Origin of the sequence: Fibrobacter sp. UWH6 (genome assembly GCF_900142465.1) — a bacterium.
Lineage (GTDB): Bacteria > Fibrobacterota > Fibrobacteria > Fibrobacterales > Fibrobacteraceae > Fibrobacter.
This window is the reverse complement of sequence record NZ_FRAX01000008.1, coordinates 54,662-73,017: the sequence shown is the minus strand read 5'-3', so window position 1 is coordinate 73,017 and position 18,356 is coordinate 54,662. Positions and strand designations below refer to the sequence as shown.

The following is an 18,356-nucleotide window of genomic DNA, read 5'->3' as shown; positions in this document are numbered from 1 at the left end:
ACGCGTGGCAAATCAGCTTAGACATGTAGCCATCATTATGGACGGCAATGGCCGCTGGGCCAAGAGCCGCGGCATGGAACGTTTCTTCGGTCATCGCAAGGGGACCGAGTCTACTATCGATGCCGTTGAAATGGGTGTGAACCTCAAACTGGAACACATGACTTTGTATGTCTTCAGTTCCGAAAACTGGGGTCGCCCCTCCAAGGAAGTGGATTATCTGATGAACCTTCTCATTGAGATGGTCGTTAAAGAAATCCCCGACCTGATGGAAAAGAACGTGAAGCTTACAGTCATTGGAAACATGGACCGTATTCCTGAGAAGCCTCGCGCGAGCTTGCAATCTGCAATTGATATTACTGCAAACAATACCGGCATGCAGTTGAACCTGGCTATCTCCTATGGTGGTCGTCAGGAAATCGTCGGTGCCGTAAAGTCCATTGCCGCCCAGGTTGCCGCAGGCTCCCTGTCCGTGGATGATATCGACGAAACCCTGTTTGCAAAAAATCTGTATCTGAAAGGCGCTCCCGACCCGGATCTGATTATCCGTACCGGTGGCGAATTCAGACTTTCCAATTATCTCCTCTGGCAGGCCGCCTATAGCGAATTCTACGTTACCGATACGCTCTGGCCCGACTTCACCAAGGATGAATTTATGCAAGCGGTCGAGTTCTTCAATACTCGCGAACGCCGCTTTGGGAAGGTTCTTCATGAGTAATTTGGCTCAACGTCTGATTACCGCGGTGATTGCAATCCCGCTGGTATTTTTCCTTTTGTGGTTTAACGATTTTTCCCGTGTCGGCCTGATGTGCTTCCTGGCCGGTGTTGGCGCCTGGGAATGGGCTGGCATGGCCACCAAGATGTACAAGGGACCTAACGTACGTTATCTCTCCTTTGCTTCTAGCCTTGCGTTGACTCTTGCCTGGGCTCTTTCCAAGGGTGGGTACTTTGGTCTTTCTGCCGTGCCCTATGTGGTGGGCATGACCGCCATGGTCATCTTTGCCGTCTACATCGGTGTGGCTTACGCCAAGGTTGAAATTGAAAACCTCTTCCCCTGGCTGGTAATGCAGCTGGCCGCACCTCTGTATGTGGGCCTCTGGGGTGGTATGAATGTCTTGATGATGGGCAATGGCCAGGGCTTTGAACATTGCTATGGATTTATCCTGGTCATGACCAGCGTGTGGCTCTGCGATACTGTCGCTTACTTCTTTGGAAAGTTTGCTGCAGGCAAGGGCCCCTTCGGTCGTCATCTCTTTGCTCCCAGCATCAGCCCCAAGAAAACCTGGGAAGGTTCCATTGCGGGTTCTGTTGCAACCATTGCATGGGTGGCCTACTGGGCAAACTGCAGTTCCGCCCTTGGCGCCTTCAATGTAAACATGGATTGGTGCAAGGCCATTATTCTTGGCGTCATGGTGACCGTGGCTGGTCAGGCTGGCGATCTTCTCATGAGTGCTCTCAAGCGCTGGAGCGGTACCAAGGATTCCGGCAACTTGTTTGTGGGGCATGGCGGAGTCCTGGATCGCTGCGATTCCTTCTTCCTGGCAGCGCCGATGCTCTGGCTGTTGCTTGATTTCATGAAGAATCTTGCTTAAAAAATTGGAGGTGCAAACCTCCTTTTTTTTATTATTGTTAGGTATAAAGGAGGATTTGTGGATACACCTATTGACATCAGGATGGCACTAGGTACCGACGTTGTCGGTATGATTCTTGTCGTCGTGATGATTGTGGGTAATGTCTGGAGATTGCGTCTAAAAACCAAGGAAAGCAAGCTGCTCATTGCGATGCTGCTATTCTGCTTTTTCAGTTGCCTTTCTGACCTTTTTGCTTATGCCGCCGATGGTTGTTCCTGCGTCTATGCTAAGCAGTTAGTGTATATCACGAACTCGTGGGTCTATGCCTCCAACTTCCTCTGTGCATACAGCTGGATGTCCTTCCTAAAGGAACATTTCCGTATGGAGTTGAATGGCTTCCTGAAATGTATCCTGCGGATTTCCATGGTCGTCTTGCCCCTGATGCTGTTGACGAATCTTTTTGTGCCGTTACTCTTTAGCGTTAACGAACATAACCGCTACGTTCGCTGTTTCGGCTACTGGATTTATATCTTTTTCAACTACAGCATCGTGGTTACATCCCTTACGCTCTACTATAAGAATTACAGGCAGGATGGCCTAATCCGATTTTTCCCCATTTGGTTTTACGCGATTCCGACTGTTGTGGCCATCGTGCTGCAGAGTATCTTCTACGGTGTGTCGTTGATGGCGCCTAGTTTTGCCGTCGCTATTGCGGGCGCGTTCTGTAGCCTGCAGAACGAACGCGTTTTCAGGGATTATCTGACCGGTCTTTTCAATCGCCCCTTCCTTGACTATGTGCTGTACCTGTACAATAACAAAAAGCGTCAGTCCAGCGGGATCATGGTCAGCCTTTGCGATTTTTCAAAAATCAATGACGAGTTAGGCCATAAGGTCGGTGACCGTGCCTTGTGCAATGCGGCCGATATCCTCCGTGAGTCTACGGGGCAGTGGGGTTCAATCCTGCGCTACTCAGGTGACGAGTTCATTATCATGGTCGATACGCATCACGATAACAGTATTGCCAACTGCGTAGAAAAAATCAGGATGAATGTGGAAAAGTTCAATCGCAATAGCGGTGAACCGTATAAGTTGACTGTCGCTATTGGCGTCAAGAAATATGCGGGAAGTTCCGAAAGCGTGGATTACTTCCAGGACTGTCTGTTGGCGGATATGAAAAAAGACAAGCGGCGTATAAAGGGGCTTGCCTTGTAGATATTGGGTTTCGCGGACAGGAAACGCAAACTATTAAAGAGTAATTAGGCCGTGTCAGGGAATCCTTGACGCGGCCATTTAAGTTTTCGCTACTTGATGTAAAAGATGTAGTTTTCTTTGCGGGCCAAAGCCTGGGGAACTGGTGTCTGACGGTAACCTAGGGCCACGTGGCCGATGCCTTCGTAGTTGCCCTTGATGCCCAGCTTTTCTAGAATAGACTTTCCGAATTCGCTTTCGAATTCCTGTTTGGCGCGGTGGATCCAGACGCTGCCGAGGCCAAGGCTTGCGGCGGCATTCATCAGGTTTCCCATGACAAGACTGCCGTCGTTGATATAGGTTCCGGAGCCGTTGTTGGCATCCTTGTCTGCAATGACAATCAAGATTACAGGTGCGCCGTAGAAGGGGTCGAAACCTTCGTCCCAACCGCCGATCTTGCGGTTCTCTTCGGCGATCTGGTCGCGCATTTCCTTGTTGGTTACGGCGATGATGATGGAAGACTGCTGGTTCTTTCCGGAAGGGGCGAAGGTTCCTGCGCGAAGCACGGCTTCCAATTCCTCGTCGGTAATCATGTCGGGCTTGAACTTGCGGCAGCTGCGGCGAGTTTCCAGAGTCATCAGGGTTTCGTTCATCATTGTCTTACCTATGGCGAAAAAGTTTTGCCGAGGGCCATTTGGCACCACGTTCATTATAAAAATAGCATTTTCAAATAACTGACTTTATAAAAAAAGAAATTTATTTAAACAAGGTCTTGACCTAGAGTCAACTCTAGATGATATATTATAACAAAAAGAGATTTCAATGAAAAAGATCATCCTCATCCTTTTAACAATCCTTATGGGGGCTGCCATGGCTGCTGAATCCAAGAAACTGGTCATCTATTATTCCCGTGCCGACGAAAACTATAGCGTGGGCTATATCAAGAAGGGCAATACCGAAATCGTTGCCGAAATCATTGCCGCAAAAACAGGTGCAACGCTTTTGAAGGTGGAACCCGTCAAGGAATATCCGAAAGAATACGACGACTGTATCGCTGTGGCCAAGAAGGAATTGGCAAACGACTCCCGTCCCGAAATTAAACCGGTTAGTGTCAATCCGGAAGAATACGACGAAATCTATGTCGGATATCCCGTGTGGTGGGGCGAAATGCCTATGCCCATGGTAACCTTCTTCGAAAAGTACAATCTGAAAGGTAAAACTATTCATCCTTTTGTCACTCACGAAGGTAGTGGCCTCAGCGGTGTAGCCCGCCTTAAGAAATTGACCGGCGCCAATGTTACTATGGGTCTCGCCATTTATGGTCACGTTGCCCAGAACGAAAAGTCCAAGGCCGAAAAAGACGTGGAAAAGTGGATAAGGTAAAAGGACATTTTTCCTTGAAAAATGCAGCTGTGTCCGTTTTGTAATGGATATGGCTTTTTTATTTTATTCTAAATTTGCTGTTAAAAATGAATCGAATTCTTTCCATAATTTTGATTTTTCTTTTTACTGTTCTTGCTCACGGGCAGGAACCGGTTTCGGATACAACGGTGGTTCGTCAGTCAACGGACCATAAAAGTAATTCAGCCTCCGTTACTTTGTCGCCTTTCGATCACCTGGGTCAAAACATGCTGTGGAGTGCCTTTGGCTGGCCTCTCGCTTTTCACCTAGTTGGCGGTGGCGCAACCTACCTGCTTTCTACCAATGATGTGGATTTGAAGGTGGCTCGATTTGCGGCTCGTCAGAATGAGCTGGCCTTCGGTATCGCCTTTATGCCGGGAATGATGGCGGGAACGTTTTTCCCGTTTCTTGTTCCTGGCTATATGTACTTCTTTAGCGGCAATAAAACCTTGAACAATACCGGTGCGGTGGCGGCCCAGGCTACGGCGGTGGCGTTTTTGTACAACAATATCCTGAAGGCAATTTCGGGGCGTGCCCACCCGGTGGCGGATAGCAATAGCGGAAGCCTTTCCCGGGATTTTAAGTGGGGCTTTTTTAAGCGAGGTGTTTTTTATGGCTGGCCTTCGGGGCACTCCATGACCAACGCAGCCCTTGCCATGAGCATCGCCAGCTATCATCGTGACAATCCCTTCGTGGTTGCGGGCTGTGGCCTCTTTGCGGGCTATGTGGCGACCAGCATGGTCCTTGGTGCCAAGGGGGAGGCGCACTGGTTTTCCGATGCGGTGGCCGGTGTTCTGATGGGGGCCTCTATCGGGTGGTACATCGGAAATGCGTTCTATCGTGAAAAAAACGGCGCACCCGAAAAAGGGATGCGGGTTACCGTTGCGCCCCTATTTTATGATGACCAGAAAGGGCTTGTGGCCTCCTTGTATTTCTAGTCTTTAGACATGGGCGGTTTACTCTCGGTGGTGTGAATTATCTACATTATTTGTGGAAAAACATAAGGTCTTAGATGAATATTCTTCTTACAGGTGGCGCAGGTTATATTGGCAGCCACACCATCATTGAACTTGATAAGGCTGGCCACTCCGTGGTTGTGGTCGATAATCTGGTGAACTCCAGCGAGGAATCCCTTCGCCGGGTGGCTCAGATTATTGGAAAGCCGGTTCCCTTTGTAAAGGCTGACGTCCGTGATGCAGCCGCCATGAACGAAGTTTTTGAAAAGTATTCCTTTGATGCCTGCATTCATTTTGCGGGTCTCAAGGCGGTGGGCGAATCTGTTGCCAAGCCTCTGGAGTATTACGAGAACAACATGAACGCCACCTTCGTTCTGTTGGACGTCATGCGCAAGCATAACTGCAAGAACTTTATTTTTTCTTCTTCTGCAACGGTGTATGGCGATCCGGCCATCATCCCCATTACTGAAGAATGCCCCAAGGGTCAGTGCACCAATCCCTATGGCAAGACCAAGTCCATGCTTGAAGAAGTACTGATGGATTTGCAGAAGGCCGACCCTGAGTGGAACGTAGTGCTCCTCCGTTATTTCAATCCCATTGGCGCTCACCAGAGCGGTCTCATTGGCGAGAACCCTAACGGAATCCCCAACAATTTGATGCCTTATATTACGCAGACCGCCGTGGGCTTACGTCAGGAACTGGGCGTGTTCGGCAACGATTACGATACCCCCGACGGAACTGGTGTCCGCGACTATATTCACGTTTGCGATTTGGCTGCGGGCCATGTGTGCGCCTTGCAGGCCATTGAACGTAAGTGTGGCCTTGCCATCTACAACCTGGGTACAGGTCATGGCTATTCTGTATTGGATGTGGTTCACGCATTCGAAAAAGCAAACGGATTGAAGGTCCCGTATAGTATCAAGCCTCGCCGTGCCGGCGACATCGCTACCTGTTACTGCAACCCTGCAAAGGCCAAGGCTGAACTGGGTTGGGAAGCGAAGTACGGTATCGAGGATATGTGCCGCGATTCCTGGAACTTCCAGAAGAATAATCCCAAGGGATACTAGGTAGTAGGAAGGATAAAGTTTAAAGAGCGGTGAGGTCGCTTTGCTTTGAGGGCGGCCTTCGGCCTTAGAGGTATCTTTATTCGGGAATGGAATTATATTATTTTTTTGAGAAAGGTGAGTCTTGAAGCCTGCGAAATCTCGCACCTCAAAGTGAGCGTAGCGAACGACCTCAAGCCTCATACCTAGCTCTTGCATCCAAAGGTTTTAATTATGAAAAATGTCGTTCTTCTCGGTGCTACCGGTTCTATCGGAACTTCTACTGTAGATGTTTGCCTTCAGCATTCCGACCTGTTCAAGGTCTATGCCGTGGCTGCAAATTCCAGCGTTGAAAAAGTTGCTGAAATTGTTCGCAAGTTCAAGGTGGAACGTGTTTGCATGTTCAAGCCCGAAGCCGCCAAGGAACTGAGCGCCATGCTCAATATGCCGGTGCTCTCCGGTATGGAAGGCCTCTGCGAACTGGCTGCCGACCCCAAGGCCGACATCATCATCAACGCCCTTATGGGTGCCGTAGGCTGCTTGCCCACCATTACCGCTATCGAACACGGTAAGCATGTGGCTCTGGCCAACAAGGAAACCATGGTCATGGCCGGCCCCGTCATCTGGGACAAGCTGGCCGAAAATCCCAAGGCTTTCATCACTCCCATCGACTCTGAACACAGCGCTATTTTCCAGTGCCTGGCCGACCGCCCCAACAAGGAAGTGGAATGCCTGGAAATCACCGCTTCCGGTGGCCCTTTCCGTACCTGGGATATCGAACGTTTTGAAAACATCACTGTTGCCGATGCTTTGAATCATCCGGTGTGGAGCATGGGCCGCAAGATCACCATCGACTCCGCTTCCATGATGAACAAGGGTCTTGAAGTTCTTGAAGCCCACTTCCTGTTCCACATTCCTTACGAACAGATCAAGGTGGTGGTTCACCCCCAGTCCATGGTGCACTCTTTGGTGCAGTTCCGCGACGGTTCCCTGATGGCTCAGCTGGGCGCCCCCGACATGCGCATTCCTATTCAGGTGGCCCTCACTTGGCCGGAACGCCTGCCTCTTGAAACCAAGCGCCTCGACCTGCCGACCTTGGGTCAGCTCACCTTCTTCGAACCGGACTTCAACAAGTTCCGTTGCCTGGCCCTCGCATTTGAAGCTGGCCGCCGCGGCGGTGTAGTTCCCGCCATGATGAATGCCGCCAACGAAGTTCTGGTGGATCGCTTCCTGGATGGCAAGCTGAAGTTCACCGATATTCCCCGTCATGTGGAAACTATCATCAACGGCGCTCCCAACCTTACCGGTCATCTGACTCTGGAACAGGTTCTGGAAGCCGACGCCGAAGCTCGCCGCCTGACTCTTGACTTGATTAAGTAAATTCTGGCAGATTGTTGAAAAAGGGTTCGCTTTGCGGGCCCTTTTTTGATGTGGAACACATTTTGGAAACAGCTGTTACACTTGTAAACAGAATTAATGATGTTTTTTTAGCTTTGTTCTAAAAAATCTCCTATATTGATTTTGAATAAGTGTAAGGAGATGTGTATGTTTTCAAAATTCGGTCTCAAACAGTTTGCGCCGTTGGCCATTTCTGCATTGACTCTGGCTTCTACAGCTTTTGGTGCCAATGCCTACATCAACCAGATTGGTTATCGTTCAAATGATGCCAAGGAATTCACCGTTCAGGATGTTAGCGGCCCTGTCGAAATCGTGGATGCTGCGGGCAGTGTCGTCATGACAGCCACCCCGTCTGCCTCCGCCCTGTGGGTTCCCAGCAGCCAGAATGTGTCTCTGGTGGATTTCTCCGATTTGAAGACTCCTGGTGTTTACTCTATCCGAGTGGGCGGCCAGGTTCTCCGCAATGATCTTAAGATTGTCGACAATACATTTGAAGATGTAACTAAGGCCGCCTTGAAGTGGTTCTACTATCAGCGTGCCTCCATGGCGTTGGAACAGACCTATGCTGGTCAGTGGGCTCGTGCCGCTGGCCATAACGCAGGCACTTACCAGCTTCACAATTCCGCAGGTTCGGGCTCCATTTCTTCCGGTAAGGGCTGGTACGATGCTGGCGACTATGGTCGTTATATCGTGAACTCCGGCATCACTACTTATACACTCCTTTCTCTGTTTGAACACTATCCGGATTACTTCAGGACCCTCAAGTGGAACATTCCTGCCGAAGGTACTCTGCCTGATCTGTTGGCAGAAATCAAGTACAATCTGGATTGGATGCTCACCATGCAGGATACCGATGGTGGCGTATTCCATAAGTTGACCTCCCTTGGTTTCCCTGGCGATGACATGCCCGCTGCAGACAAACTTACTCTTTATGTTATCGGTAAGGGTACTGCAGCCACCTTTGATTTTGCAGGCGTCATGGCAACCGCTTCCCGAGTCTACAAGGCCTACGATGCAACTTTTGCTGCCCAGTGTCTTGAAGCCGCCAAGAAGGCTTACGCATGGGGTGCCCAGAATCCCAATGTAACCTATTCCAATCCCCAGGGCGTTTCTACTGGGGAATATGGTGACCAGTGGCTCGACGATGAAAAGCTGTTCGCAGGTACCGAACTGTTCATTGCCACAGGGGATGCTTCCTACAAGCAGAATGTTTCTAAAGCCAATGTTCCCAACTGGGGCGATGTCTCTGGTCTTGCCGCCTATGGTGCTGCCACATACGGTACCGATGATGGTAGCAAGAACATTTTGATCAAGACCGCCGATGAATTTGTGAAACGTTCCGAAACAGGCTTTGGTGTTGTTATGGCCAAAGATGATTTTGTCTGGGGATCCAACGCAGTGGCCGCTAATCAGGGCATCTGGCTGTTGCATGCCTATTACCTGACTGGTGAAGATAAGTACTACAAGGCAGCCCGCAAGGTCCTGGATTATCTGTTGGGCAAGAATCCTCTGGACATGTCCTTTATGACAGGTTTTGGAACCAAGTCCCCGAAGAAGCCTCATCATCGTCCCAGTACCGCTGACAAGGTGACTGACCCTGTGCCCGGTATGTTGGTGGGTGGTCCTCAGCCCGGTGGTGAAGACATCGGTTCTGAATCCTGGGAATGTAAGGATTACCGCACGGGAGTTCCCGCAACTTCCTACACCGACCACAATTGTAGCTATGCATCCAACGAAGTGGCTATCAACTGGAATGCTCCGCTGGCTTATTTGGCTGGTGCAATCGAAGCCCTTAATGCTGGCCATGCTCCTAGCTTTGCTGTGGGTGGTGTGGCCAAGGGCGAAGCTACATCAATTAAACCCTCTGTGACAAGGCACTCCTCTCCAGAAGGCGCTCTCCGTATGCGATTTGTGGATCAGCAGGTCTTCATTGAACGCAATGGAAAACGTTTTGATTTGAAGGGTATGCAGATAAAGTAGTTCTAACCTTTTGAAAACCGGCCCTTGGCCGGTAAATAAAAAACTGCGGATGGGCGAGCCTTGCGGCTCGCCTTTCTGCTATAAAGCCCATAGTGTTACTCGTCGTTGCTCTCGCCTTTTGCTATATTGAAAAACGATGGAAAATGTCCTTGATAATGTTTTGATGTTTGTTTTGGGCCTGATTGGCCTGAGTTTTTTGGTGACTATCCATGAGCTGGGTCATTTCCTGGTGGCAAAGTGGAATAACGTCAAGGTGAACACCTTTAGTGTTGGCTTTGGCAAGAAACTTCTGAAGTACAAGGTTGGCGAAACCGAATACTGTATTTCCGCCATTCCCTTTGGTGGCTATGTGGCCATGGCCGGTGAAAATCCCGACAAGATCCAGGAAGGCGAAGCTCTGGATGAACGTGATTTTATGGCTAAGTCCGTTGGCGCCCGCGCAGCCATCGCCTTTGCCGGACCTTTCATCAACATTGTGTTTGCATTTGTCCTTTTGATGATTCTTTACATGGTGGGCGTTCAGGAACCCGCTAACAAGGAATTGATTATTGGCTTTGTAGGTAAGAATTCTCCCGCCGAAGTTTCAGGCATTATTCCCGGCGACACCATCACCGCCATTAACGGTAAGCCCACTCAGGGCTGGGATGATTTCCGCGAGCAGATCGGCGTAAGCCTTGGCGCCAATGTGGAATTGGAAGTCCATCGCGAGGGTTCTGTGCAGACCATTGTTGTGGTGCCCGAAGAACTGGTAATTCCCGCACAGGACTCCACCGATTCCGAAACCAAGATGGGTATCGGCGATATTGGCATTTACCCTCAGAATCGCGTGATTGTCCGTTTGCCGCCGGTGGCAGGTTCCGCTGCAGAAAAGGCTGGAATTCTTCAGAACGATACCGTTCTTGAAATTAACGGCAAGCATATTGGCCGCTACGAAGATGTGGTCCGTCAGATTGATGGTTCCAAGGGCGAAGAAGTCTGCGTAACCGTTACACGCAATGGCGACACTCTTACTCTCCCCATGACTCCGGTCTATAACGAAGAATACAAGCGCTATATGGTGGGTGTGCAGATGGGCTATGTCCTCTTCCGCGAAACAAAGTTTGTTCGTCGCGGTCCCATCGAGGCTCTTGAAAAGACTTGCGCTACCAGCTGGAAAATGACCACCAGCATCTTCCGTTATTTTGGCCGCCTCTTCAAGGGTCAAGTCAAGATGGACGCATTCTCCGGCCCCGTTTCCATCGTGGCGGTCATGGGTAACGTATGGATGAGCGGCTTCCAGGAATTCCTTATGCTCCTGGCACTCATCAGCATCAACCTTGGCGTGATGAACTTGCTTCCGCTGGCCATTACCGATGGCGGCCTCCTCATGTTCCTCGGCATCGAAAAACTCCGTGGCAAGCCCCTTTCCACAAAGACTCAGACTATTATTCAGAACGTCGCTGCAGCCTTCTTCATCAGCTTCTTCGTGTTCATCACAATCCTCGATTTCGGAAAGCTGAGCCTGTTCTTGAAGTAACGCATGGCGTCATCCTGAGTCCCGTATCAGATTTAGCTGAGTCAATTCACTGCGATGGTGGAAGAAATCAGTTTAGCCATAGGATGGTTTACGTATGAAATTCGTATCTCTCGTTGGATTATGCCTCCTTTTAAGTGAATCAGTTCTTGCTGCATACTCAGGAACCCCGCAGGTTCCTATGAAAATTGACAATTGCTACCAAATTTCTTCTGCAGAAGAATTGTATGGTTTCGCAAAAATCATGAATGAGATGGATGCTGGGGGGCAATCGAAGGAGTCGGTTTGCGCGAAGCTTGTTGCGGATATTGTAGTCAACAACAATGTTTTAGAAGGTGACTCCCTGAATGGGGATGGAAGTGATTTTATTCCCTGGACTCCTATTGCCAATTTTACGGGAGTTTTTGACGGGCAAAATCATACGATATCAGGACTTTACTACAAAAATACGGAAACCTTTGCTTCTGCGGGATTTATCCTGACTGTTACGGGAACGTCCGAAAAAGATTACTCGATTGTGAGGAATGTCGGAATTGTTGATTCTTATTTCTATGGAGATCTGTATGTAGGAGGAATTGTTGCTCTTGCGAGAAATCTCACTTTGGAAAATGTTTTTCACAAGGGTACTGTGGTTGGCTCTACGGGGGTAGGTGGACTTGTTGGACTTTCCAGCATGAATGGAACGTTCCTTAATTCGTACAACGAGGGCGTTGTTAAAGGATATGAACGACCCAATAGTATTTATCCGGCTATGTACATTGGTGGTGTTGCCGGCTATATTCATACGGGTAAGAACCTGGTGAGAAATTGTTACAACATCGCGCAAATTGATCAATCGGGAAGTTATGTTGGGGGAATTGTCGGAATTGTTGGTAAAGAAACTGATCTCACGATTGAAAATTCTTTTAATACAGTAAAACTGTATAACGCACTGTTGTCAGGTTTGGTTGGATATGTAGATGCTACCGCAAACTTGACAACGAATAATTCGTTCAATAAAGGGACGAATTCGGGTGAATTTGAGAGAACGGATGCGTCCTTCTCTAATGGCGAATTAGCAGTTATGCTTCACTATGGCTTTAAAGGTGAGGTTTGGGGTCAAAACGTTGGTACAGATCCGTATCCGATTCTGAGTGGGTTTGTAAAAGGGTATTCGGGAGAAGTAACTCTTTATGATGTCAAACTGCATACCTTTGATGGCGACACTGCTGAATATGTCCAACAGTATTTGAAAGGTGTTGGCACTACATTACAGGTCCCTTTACGGCAGAATTATCTTTTTGGAGGATGGTATTCCGATAGTGACTTTTCGGGGAATGCTGTAACGAAAATTTTGGCGAGTGATACTGGCTCAAAAGAGTTCTTTGCGAAGTGGTTAAAGACACTTGAAAAGAAAGACGGTTGTTATGAAATTTCGTCAGGTGAAGATCTTTATGTTTTTGCTGCAATTGTCAATGGAAATGATGGATTTACTCAGGAACGAACTGCTTGTGGCAGGCTGACTGCAAATATTGTTGTCAATAAAAATGTTCTTGATGAAAAAGGAAATTTGAATAGTGCAGGTTCATCAACTTTTAAAACCTGGACTCCGATAGGCCCGTTTAGCGGTACATTCGATGGCCAAGGACATTATATATCTGGACTTTATTACAATGATTCCAAGAAGGATCAGATTGGTCTTTTTGGTTATGTATCTGGCTCAAGCGAAAATCCTGGCATTATAGAAAATGTTGGCCTTGTAGATTCCTATATCAATTCGCACGATGATGCGGGGACTTTGATAGGCAAGGCGACAGGCTATGTTTATGTCAAAAATTCTTACAGTACAAGTACAATAAAAGGAGGGACGTTTACGGGAGGCCTTGTTGGCTACGAAAATGGACATGCCCTTACTATTAGCAATTCGTACTTCGCAGGAAACGTTGCTGGCTATCAATGTGTAGGAGGTATGCTAGGTGGTTCGTATGGAAACGAACAGGTCAAGTTCATAAATTCCTTCAATACGAAACAAGGCTTTGTTGGGTACGTTAAGAATAAAAAGGATAGTAGTGTTATTGTTGTTCACTCTTATGCTCCTAGTTCGTCTGGCTATGGAGAAACCTCGGTCAAGTTAGAACAGTTCAAGGATGGCTCTGTGGCTTCGGCCTTGCATAACTATTCAAGTACGGATGTCGATGGATCCGTATGGGGACAAAATGTAGGCGTAGATTTATATCCTGTTTTAAACGTTAATTTCGATGCTGAATTATTTAAAGTTTCAAAAGCAGCGTTTCACTATAATGACGATAGTATTACAGACGAAGTCATGAATTACGTTGAAGGTGTTCCAGAATATATCAAGAACCCATCCGTACAAAATAAGATATTCGTTGGATGGTATAATAATAAATCATTTGATGGTTCTGTAGTCCATCCTATAAATGCTGAAACTAAGGGTGATATGGAATTTTATGCAAAGTGGATTTCAATCAGGGAGCCGGAAACAGAGGATGAATGTTATGTCATAAAAACAGTCGATGACCTGTACAGTTTTGCTGCTATTGTTAATGGTGCAAATGGAATGAGTAAACAGGAAAGAGCCTGCGCCAAACAAGTAGCTGATATCACTGTTAATAAGGACTTTCTTAAACCAGATGGAACGTTGAAGTTTAGTGATGATGATTTGGTTGTATGGACTCCAATTCAAAACTTTAGAGGAACCTTTGACGGTCAGGGACATACAATAAACGGACTCTTTTATGCGTCAAGTTATGTTGTAGGGGTAGGACTGTTTGCAAATTTGAAAGGAGATGTCGAGGGTGATGGAGCTGTTGTCAAGAACGTTGGCATTGCACAATCATATCTAAAAAGCTCTGGTCAGGCTGGTGCGATTGCAGGAACTGTTGAAGGAAACGTTTTGCTGGAAGGTGTATTCAACAGCTCTATTATTTCAGCTGGGCTGGCCGGTGGCTTAGTCGGTCTTGTAAAACAGAATGGTCACTTGCTTGTGCGGAATGTCTTTAATATCGGTTCCGTAAGAAGTGGGGATGATGTAAGTGTTGGAGGCTTGGTTGGAAAAATTAATTCGGGGAGCTTCGTTCGTATTGTCAATTCTTTTAACGGGATGGTTTTAAGTAATGGTAATTCTAACCTAATAAATTGCAATAGCGATTCCTTGTGCAAAGTTGAACATTCTTATTATTTGTCTCTTGATAGTGTAGAATCAGTTGGCTCAGCTGCGACTCAGCTAGAGTTCGCTGATGGTTCAATTGCGAAAGCCTTGCGTGAATATGACAGTGATGAAATTGATGGATCGATGTGGGGACAAAACATTGGCGTAGATTCCTATCCGAATTTGACCGGTGAAATAAATATTTCTGGAGCTCCAGTTATTCCCTCATATCCAGGTGATGCTCCTGAATCCAGCTCAAGCGAAACTTTGGAATCAAGTTCAAGCGAAAATCCTGAATCGAGTCCGAGTGACGAAGTTGATCCCGATTCCAGTTCAGCTACAGATGGGCTTGATTTCCAATTGAAAAAGATTCCCGTTGTGTCTATATACACTTTTAAAAATGAAATCTTTGTGGACGAATTTGATGGTTTTGTTACTGTATTTGATGTGAATGGAAAATTGCTTTCGAAGTCTTATTCAAATGGAACTGCTCGGATAAAAGTGAATCGCCCTGGAACGTATATCGTTATGGCTGGGAAACGTATGTGGAAAGTCCTATTGAAAAGATAAGTGCTAGCATTTTTTTGTTGTAAAAAAGGCTTCTGTCAAGTAGACAGAAGCCTTTCCCTTTAAACCCGTACAAATTATTTCTTGAGCGCTTCGATCTGCTCCCTGGAAAGACTTGTGTAGGCGATAATCTTTTCCATGGGCTCATTTTCGGCAAGTATCCTGCGGGCGGTTTCTTCGGCCTGGCGCTTTTCTCCGTCTTCAAAAATGGCGTCGCCGACAGTCTTGTAGTTTGGACGAACGAAATCCATTCTGAATGCCTCCTTGAAATTCTCTATAAGCCAATGACCCTAAATTAATCGCAAGCCGAGAGTCGCAGCCAAGATTGCTTGGATATGACCGAGGCGCAGATTAATGCGCAATTTAATTGCGCAAATATACATCCATCTGGTGCAATAAGTCAAGGGCCACGTTTTCGTGTCAACAGTTGTTTATAGAACAACCTTGACCTCGGTCATCCCCGTCAAGCGAGGACAGGTGCCCAATGGCAAGTAAACTTGCCATGGTCACGACACTCGTGTCAACAGTTGTTTCTAGAACAACCTAAGCCTCGGCCATGTCGATTCAAGTAAACTTGATCGCCAAGGCTCTCGTGCAAACAGTTGTTTGCAAAATGCGTCAGTGGAAACCTGGTCCCTTGTTTTTCTCGTAGCCTCTTTCTAAATTCCATCACGTAACATAGTTTGTTAGATCGCTTTACTGCCTAGGGCTTGCGCCCGGAAGCAGCGGCGGTCTTTTTTTATGGAGTGAAAATGAATCGCAAGGAATTTATCGCCATGGCGAAGGATATCAAAAAGAATCCCGACCGTCTGGCCCATTATCGCAAGATCTTCAAGAATGTCTATCCGTTCAGTGATGGAATGATCAAAATTTTATTAGCGAACGAAGCCAAACCGCTGCGAACCGTAATGTTCCTCAACGCAATGCTTGGCTTGGAGGGTGACAAGGCCATTTCGAAGTTTTCCCTAGGCGTGCAAGAAAACCCTGGCGTACTGAACGAGAAGACTGCAATCTTTGACATCTATGGTACTACCCAGGTGGGGGAACCTGTACTCATTGAAGTTCAGCAAAACTATAACCAGTTGTTTGTTGATCGTCTCATCTACTACACATCCCGTGTAATCAGTAGAACCGTGAAGAAATCCAAGTCCTACGACCTGCCGCACATCTACATTCTGAGTATCCTAACCGAGGATCAGTTCGTCCTGGACCGAGACCATTACTACCACACTTTGGAATTGGTTCGCAACAAAAAGTTTTACTATGATAAACTAGATGTTAACCTGGTGGAATTGGAAAAGTTCTTTGCTATTGAGGACCGTACTCCGCTGGAACAGCGTGAACGGAGCCGCCGAGCCGACATGCTTCGTCTCTTCCGCGAAATTTTGGAGGATAAGGAAATCACGGAGGAAAAAGCCGAAGGTCTCCTTGACAGGGAGTTTGCAAATGATGTATCTTTTTCCTCGTACACTAATGATGTTTTTCTTCTGGAGGCCGACGGCATGACTGATCTCGCATACGAAAAAGAAGGCTCGTACCTGCAGGGTAAAGCCGACGGCGAAGATATTGGCCGCAAGGAAGAACGCCAAAAGGCTTTGTCTGAGAAGTTGCAGGCTGCTCGCGAGATGCTTCGTGACAATATTCCTTTGGAAAAGGTCATTAAGTACCAGAATCTCACCGAGGAACAGGTAAAAGCATTGTAGCCTTTGCGAGTCCCCTTCCACATTTCCTGACAGCTTTTTTTCTACTTTATATCCGAAAATTAGTTAGTGTCGTATTCATCCACTAACCACTAAACACTAACCACTAACCACCAAGGTCTAGTATGAACATTCTCGTAGTCGGTAGCGGCGGTCGTGAACACGCCATCGCCCTCGCTGTTAAGAAGTCCCCCATGTGCGATTCTCTCATCTGCGCACCGGGCAATCCTGGCATGGCAAACCTGGGCAAGTGCATCCCCGTTGATGTGGCTGACCCCAAGGCTATTGCAGATCTGGCTGTGGCTAACAACATCGACCTGGCCATCATCGGACCGGAAATTCCGCTGGTAGCAGGTGTGGTTGACGAATTCCGCGCTCGCGGTCTCCGTGCATTCGGCCCCACCGCCGGTGCTGCTGCTCTGGAAGGCTCCAAGGCTTTCTCCAAGGACATCATGAAGAAGTACAATGTCCCCACCGCAGCATTCGAAACTTTCACTGACCTGGCTTCCGCAAAGAAGTTCCTGGCAGAACATCCCGCTCCCATCGTGGTGAAGGCTTCCGGCCTTGCTGCTGGTAAGGGCGCCATCGTCTGCATGACCGACAAGGAAGCTGACGACGCTGTGGAAGAAATGCTTGGCGAAAAGGCCGTCTTTGGCGAATCCGGCAAGACTGTCGTGATCGAAGAATTCATGGACGGCGAAGAAGCTTCCATCTTCGTCGTTTCCGACGGCAAGGATTACGCCATCCTCTCTTCCGCCCAGGACCACAAGCGCGTCTTCGATGACGACAAGGGCCCCAACACCGGTGGAATGGGTGCATACTCTCCGGCTCCGGTTGTTACCGACGCTCTGCTGGACGAAGTGAAGAAGACCATTATCGAACCTACCCTCAAGGGTATGGCTGCCGAAGGCAAGCCCTACACTGGCGTGCTCTATGTGGGCATCATGGTGACCTCTAAGGGCCCCAAGGTTGTGGAATACAACTGCCGTCTGGGCGACCCGGAATGCCAGATTGTTCTGCCGCTTTACGATGGCGACGTGCTGGCTCTCTTTGACGCTGCCGAAAAGGGCGAACTCTCTAAGCTTGGCGCCCCCAAGGCTCCCAAGGGTTCCGCTGCAATCGTGGTTCTCGCAAGCGCTGGCTATCCTGGTTCCTACGAAAAGGGCAAGGTGGTTACCGGTATCGAAGAAGCCGAAAAGAACGGCGCACAGGTTCTCCACGCCGGTACCAAGATGGCCGACGGCAAGCTGGTCACCAACGGTGGTCGCGTGTTCGGCGTCGTAGGTCACGGTGCAACTCTTCGCGAAGCTCTGGACGTTGCATACGCCGCTTGCGAAAAGGTTGAATTCGAAGGTAAGTTCTATCGTAAGGACATTGGTAAGAAGGGTTTGGCAAGATGCTAGTAGAAAACGCTAAGGTCGGCATCGTTGCTGGTAGCAAGAGCGACCAGGAAGTTGTAGACAAGATCACCGCTGTGCTGGACAGCTTCGGCATCAAGTGGGAATTCAACATTTACTCTGCACACCGCACTCCCAACGCTACTGCAAAGTACGCCAAGGAAGCTGAAGGCCGTGGCCTCCAGGTCATCATCGGTGTTGCCGGTCTCGCCGCAGCTCTTCCGGGCGTGTTGGCCGCTCACACCATCCTTCCGGTGATCGGTCTGCCCTGCGCTGGCGGTCCCCTGAACGGTGTGGACGCTCTCCATTCCATCGTCCAGATGCCCGGTGGCATTCCTGTTGCAACTGTTGGTATCGGTAACGGCAAGAACGCCGGCTACCTGGCCGCCCACATCGTCGCTCTCACTGACCCTGCCGTCAAGGCAAAGCTTGTGGAATACCGCAAGGGTCTGGGCGACATCGAAGGCTAGTAGGTAGTAGGAAGTAGACGGTAG

Annotated in this window: 15 protein-coding genes; 13 read left to right on the top strand and 2 right to left on the bottom strand. The window is 48.4% G+C overall.

Annotation, left to right across the window (positions count from 1 at the left end):
• Positions 1-4 precede the first annotated feature (4 nt).
• From BUB73_RS08655 to BUB73_RS08645, 3 genes are read left to right on the top strand one after another with little or no spacing between them, the layout of a single operon-like run.
• Entirely contained in the window at positions 5-715 is a 711-nt protein-coding gene (locus BUB73_RS08655; protein WP_073161104.1) for an isoprenyl transferase, read from the top strand.
• Positions 708-1,589, top strand: a complete 882-nt coding sequence (locus BUB73_RS08650; RefSeq protein ID WP_073161103.1) for a phosphatidate cytidylyltransferase — start codon at positions 708-710, stop codon at positions 1,587-1,589. The genes BUB73_RS08655 and BUB73_RS08650 overlap by 8 nt, the downstream gene beginning before the upstream one ends.
• A 57-nt stretch (positions 1,590-1,646) precedes the next feature.
• Positions 1,647-2,780: a GGDEF domain-containing protein gene (locus BUB73_RS08645; RefSeq protein WP_139258445.1), complete on the top strand. Its 1,134-nt coding sequence runs from the start codon at positions 1,647-1,649 to the stop codon at positions 2,778-2,780.
• Positions 2,781-2,869: 89 nt separating this feature from the next.
• Here BUB73_RS08645 and BUB73_RS08640 read toward each other — a convergent pair whose 3' ends face one another.
• Entirely contained in the window at positions 2,870-3,409 is a 540-nt protein-coding gene (locus BUB73_RS08640) for a nitroreductase (RefSeq protein WP_073285114.1), read from the bottom strand.
• A 169-nt stretch (positions 3,410-3,578) separates the two neighbouring features.
• Here BUB73_RS08640 and BUB73_RS08635 point away from each other — a divergent pair, with 169 nt between their 5' ends.
• From BUB73_RS08635 to BUB73_RS08605, 7 genes are all read left to right on the top strand, one after another.
• Positions 3,579-4,139 carry a flavodoxin gene (locus tag BUB73_RS08635; RefSeq protein WP_249269389.1) on the top strand — a complete coding sequence of 187 codons (561 nt, stop codon included), beginning with the start codon at positions 3,579-3,581 and terminating at the stop codon, positions 4,137-4,139.
• Positions 4,140-4,225: 86 nt separating this feature from the next.
• Positions 4,226-5,095 (top strand): phosphatase PAP2 family protein, encoded by an 870-nt coding sequence (locus BUB73_RS08630; protein ID WP_083539705.1) that lies wholly within the window; start codon positions 4,226-4,228, stop codon positions 5,093-5,095.
• 74 nt (positions 5,096-5,169) lie between these two features.
• Positions 5,170-6,180, top strand: a complete 1,011-nt coding sequence (gene galE, locus BUB73_RS08625; RefSeq protein WP_073161100.1) for a UDP-glucose 4-epimerase GalE — start codon at positions 5,170-5,172, stop codon at positions 6,178-6,180.
• 210 nt (positions 6,181-6,390) lie between these two features.
• Positions 6,391-7,536 (top strand): 1-deoxy-D-xylulose-5-phosphate reductoisomerase, encoded by a 1,146-nt coding sequence (locus BUB73_RS08620; protein WP_073161099.1) that lies wholly within the window; start codon positions 6,391-6,393, stop codon positions 7,534-7,536.
• 165 nt (positions 7,537-7,701) lie between these two features.
• Positions 7,702-9,534 (top strand): glycoside hydrolase family 9 protein, encoded by a 1,833-nt coding sequence (locus BUB73_RS08615; RefSeq protein WP_073285050.1) that lies wholly within the window; start codon positions 7,702-7,704, stop codon positions 9,532-9,534.
• Between the two features lie 136 nt (positions 9,535-9,670).
• Positions 9,671-11,050, top strand: a complete 1,380-nt coding sequence (gene rseP / locus BUB73_RS08610) for an RIP metalloprotease RseP (RefSeq protein WP_073285047.1) — start codon at positions 9,671-9,673, stop codon at positions 11,048-11,050.
• Between the two features lie 94 nt (positions 11,051-11,144).
• Positions 11,145-14,768, top strand: coding sequence for an InlB B-repeat-containing protein (locus BUB73_RS08605; protein WP_073285044.1), 3,624 nt, complete (start codon positions 11,145-11,147; stop codon positions 14,766-14,768).
• A 74-nt stretch (positions 14,769-14,842) separates the two neighbouring features.
• Here the strand turns inward: BUB73_RS08605 and BUB73_RS17250 are convergent, their stop codons facing one another.
• The gene (locus tag BUB73_RS17250; protein ID WP_170932339.1) at positions 14,843-15,016 is read right to left on the bottom strand and encodes a hypothetical protein; all 174 of its coding nucleotides are present in this window, start codon (positions 15,014-15,016) and stop codon (positions 14,843-14,845) included.
• 501 nt (positions 15,017-15,517) lie between these two features.
• Between BUB73_RS17250 and BUB73_RS08600 the strand changes: the two genes are divergently transcribed.
• The 3 genes from BUB73_RS08600 to purE all read left to right on the top strand — a co-directional run bounded on the left by BUB73_RS08600 (position 15,518) and on the right by purE (position 18,332).
• Complete coding sequence (locus BUB73_RS08600) at positions 15,518-16,468, top strand: PD-(D/E)XK nuclease family transposase (protein ID WP_083539704.1); 951 nt, start codon at positions 15,518-15,520, stop codon at positions 16,466-16,468.
• Between the two features lie 122 nt (positions 16,469-16,590).
• A complete protein-coding gene (gene purD, locus BUB73_RS08595; protein ID WP_073285041.1) occupies positions 16,591-17,868 on the top strand; it encodes a phosphoribosylamine--glycine ligase in 1,278 nt (425 codons plus the stop codon).
• Positions 17,862-18,332 (top strand): 5-(carboxyamino)imidazole ribonucleotide mutase, encoded by a 471-nt coding sequence (gene purE, locus BUB73_RS08590; RefSeq protein ID WP_073158501.1) that lies wholly within the window; start codon positions 17,862-17,864, stop codon positions 18,330-18,332. The genes purD and purE overlap by 7 nt, the downstream gene beginning before the upstream one ends.
• Positions 18,333-18,356 lie beyond the last annotated feature (24 nt).

Bases quoted from the DNA above. Each gene is read 5' to 3' on its own strand.
- BUB73_RS08620 (WP_073161099.1), top strand. From the start codon at position 6,391: ATGAAAAATGTCGTTCTTCTCGGTGCTACCGGTTCTATCGGAACTTCT.
- rseP (WP_073285047.1), top strand. From the start codon at position 9,671: ATGGAAAATGTCCTTGATAATGTTTTGATGTTTGTTTTGGGCCTGATT.
- BUB73_RS08650 (WP_073161103.1), top strand. From the start codon at position 708: ATGAGTAATTTGGCTCAACGTCTGATTACCGCGGTGATTGCAATCCCG.
- BUB73_RS08605 (WP_073285044.1), top strand. From the start codon at position 11,145: ATGAAATTCGTATCTCTCGTTGGATTATGCCTCCTTTTAAGTGAATCA.
- BUB73_RS08630 (WP_083539705.1), top strand. From the start codon at position 4,226: ATGAATCGAATTCTTTCCATAATTTTGATTTTTCTTTTTACTGTTCTT.
- BUB73_RS17250 (WP_170932339.1), bottom strand. From the start codon at position 15,016: ATGGATTTCGTTCGTCCAAACTACAAGACTGTCGGCGACGCCATTTTT.
- BUB73_RS08635 (WP_249269389.1), top strand. From the start codon at position 3,579: ATGAAAAAGATCATCCTCATCCTTTTAACAATCCTTATGGGGGCTGCC.
- BUB73_RS08600 (WP_083539704.1), top strand. From the start codon at position 15,518: ATGAATCGCAAGGAATTTATCGCCATGGCGAAGGATATCAAAAAGAAT.
- BUB73_RS08615 (WP_073285050.1), top strand. From the start codon at position 7,702: ATGTTTTCAAAATTCGGTCTCAAACAGTTTGCGCCGTTGGCCATTTCT.
- BUB73_RS08640 (WP_073285114.1), bottom strand. From the start codon at position 3,409: ATGAACGAAACCCTGATGACTCTGGAAACTCGCCGCAGCTGCCGCAAG.
- purE (WP_073158501.1), top strand. From the start codon at position 17,862: ATGCTAGTAGAAAACGCTAAGGTCGGCATCGTTGCTGGTAGCAAGAGC.
- galE (WP_073161100.1), top strand. From the start codon at position 5,170: ATGAATATTCTTCTTACAGGTGGCGCAGGTTATATTGGCAGCCACACC.
- purD (WP_073285041.1), top strand. From the start codon at position 16,591: ATGAACATTCTCGTAGTCGGTAGCGGCGGTCGTGAACACGCCATCGCC.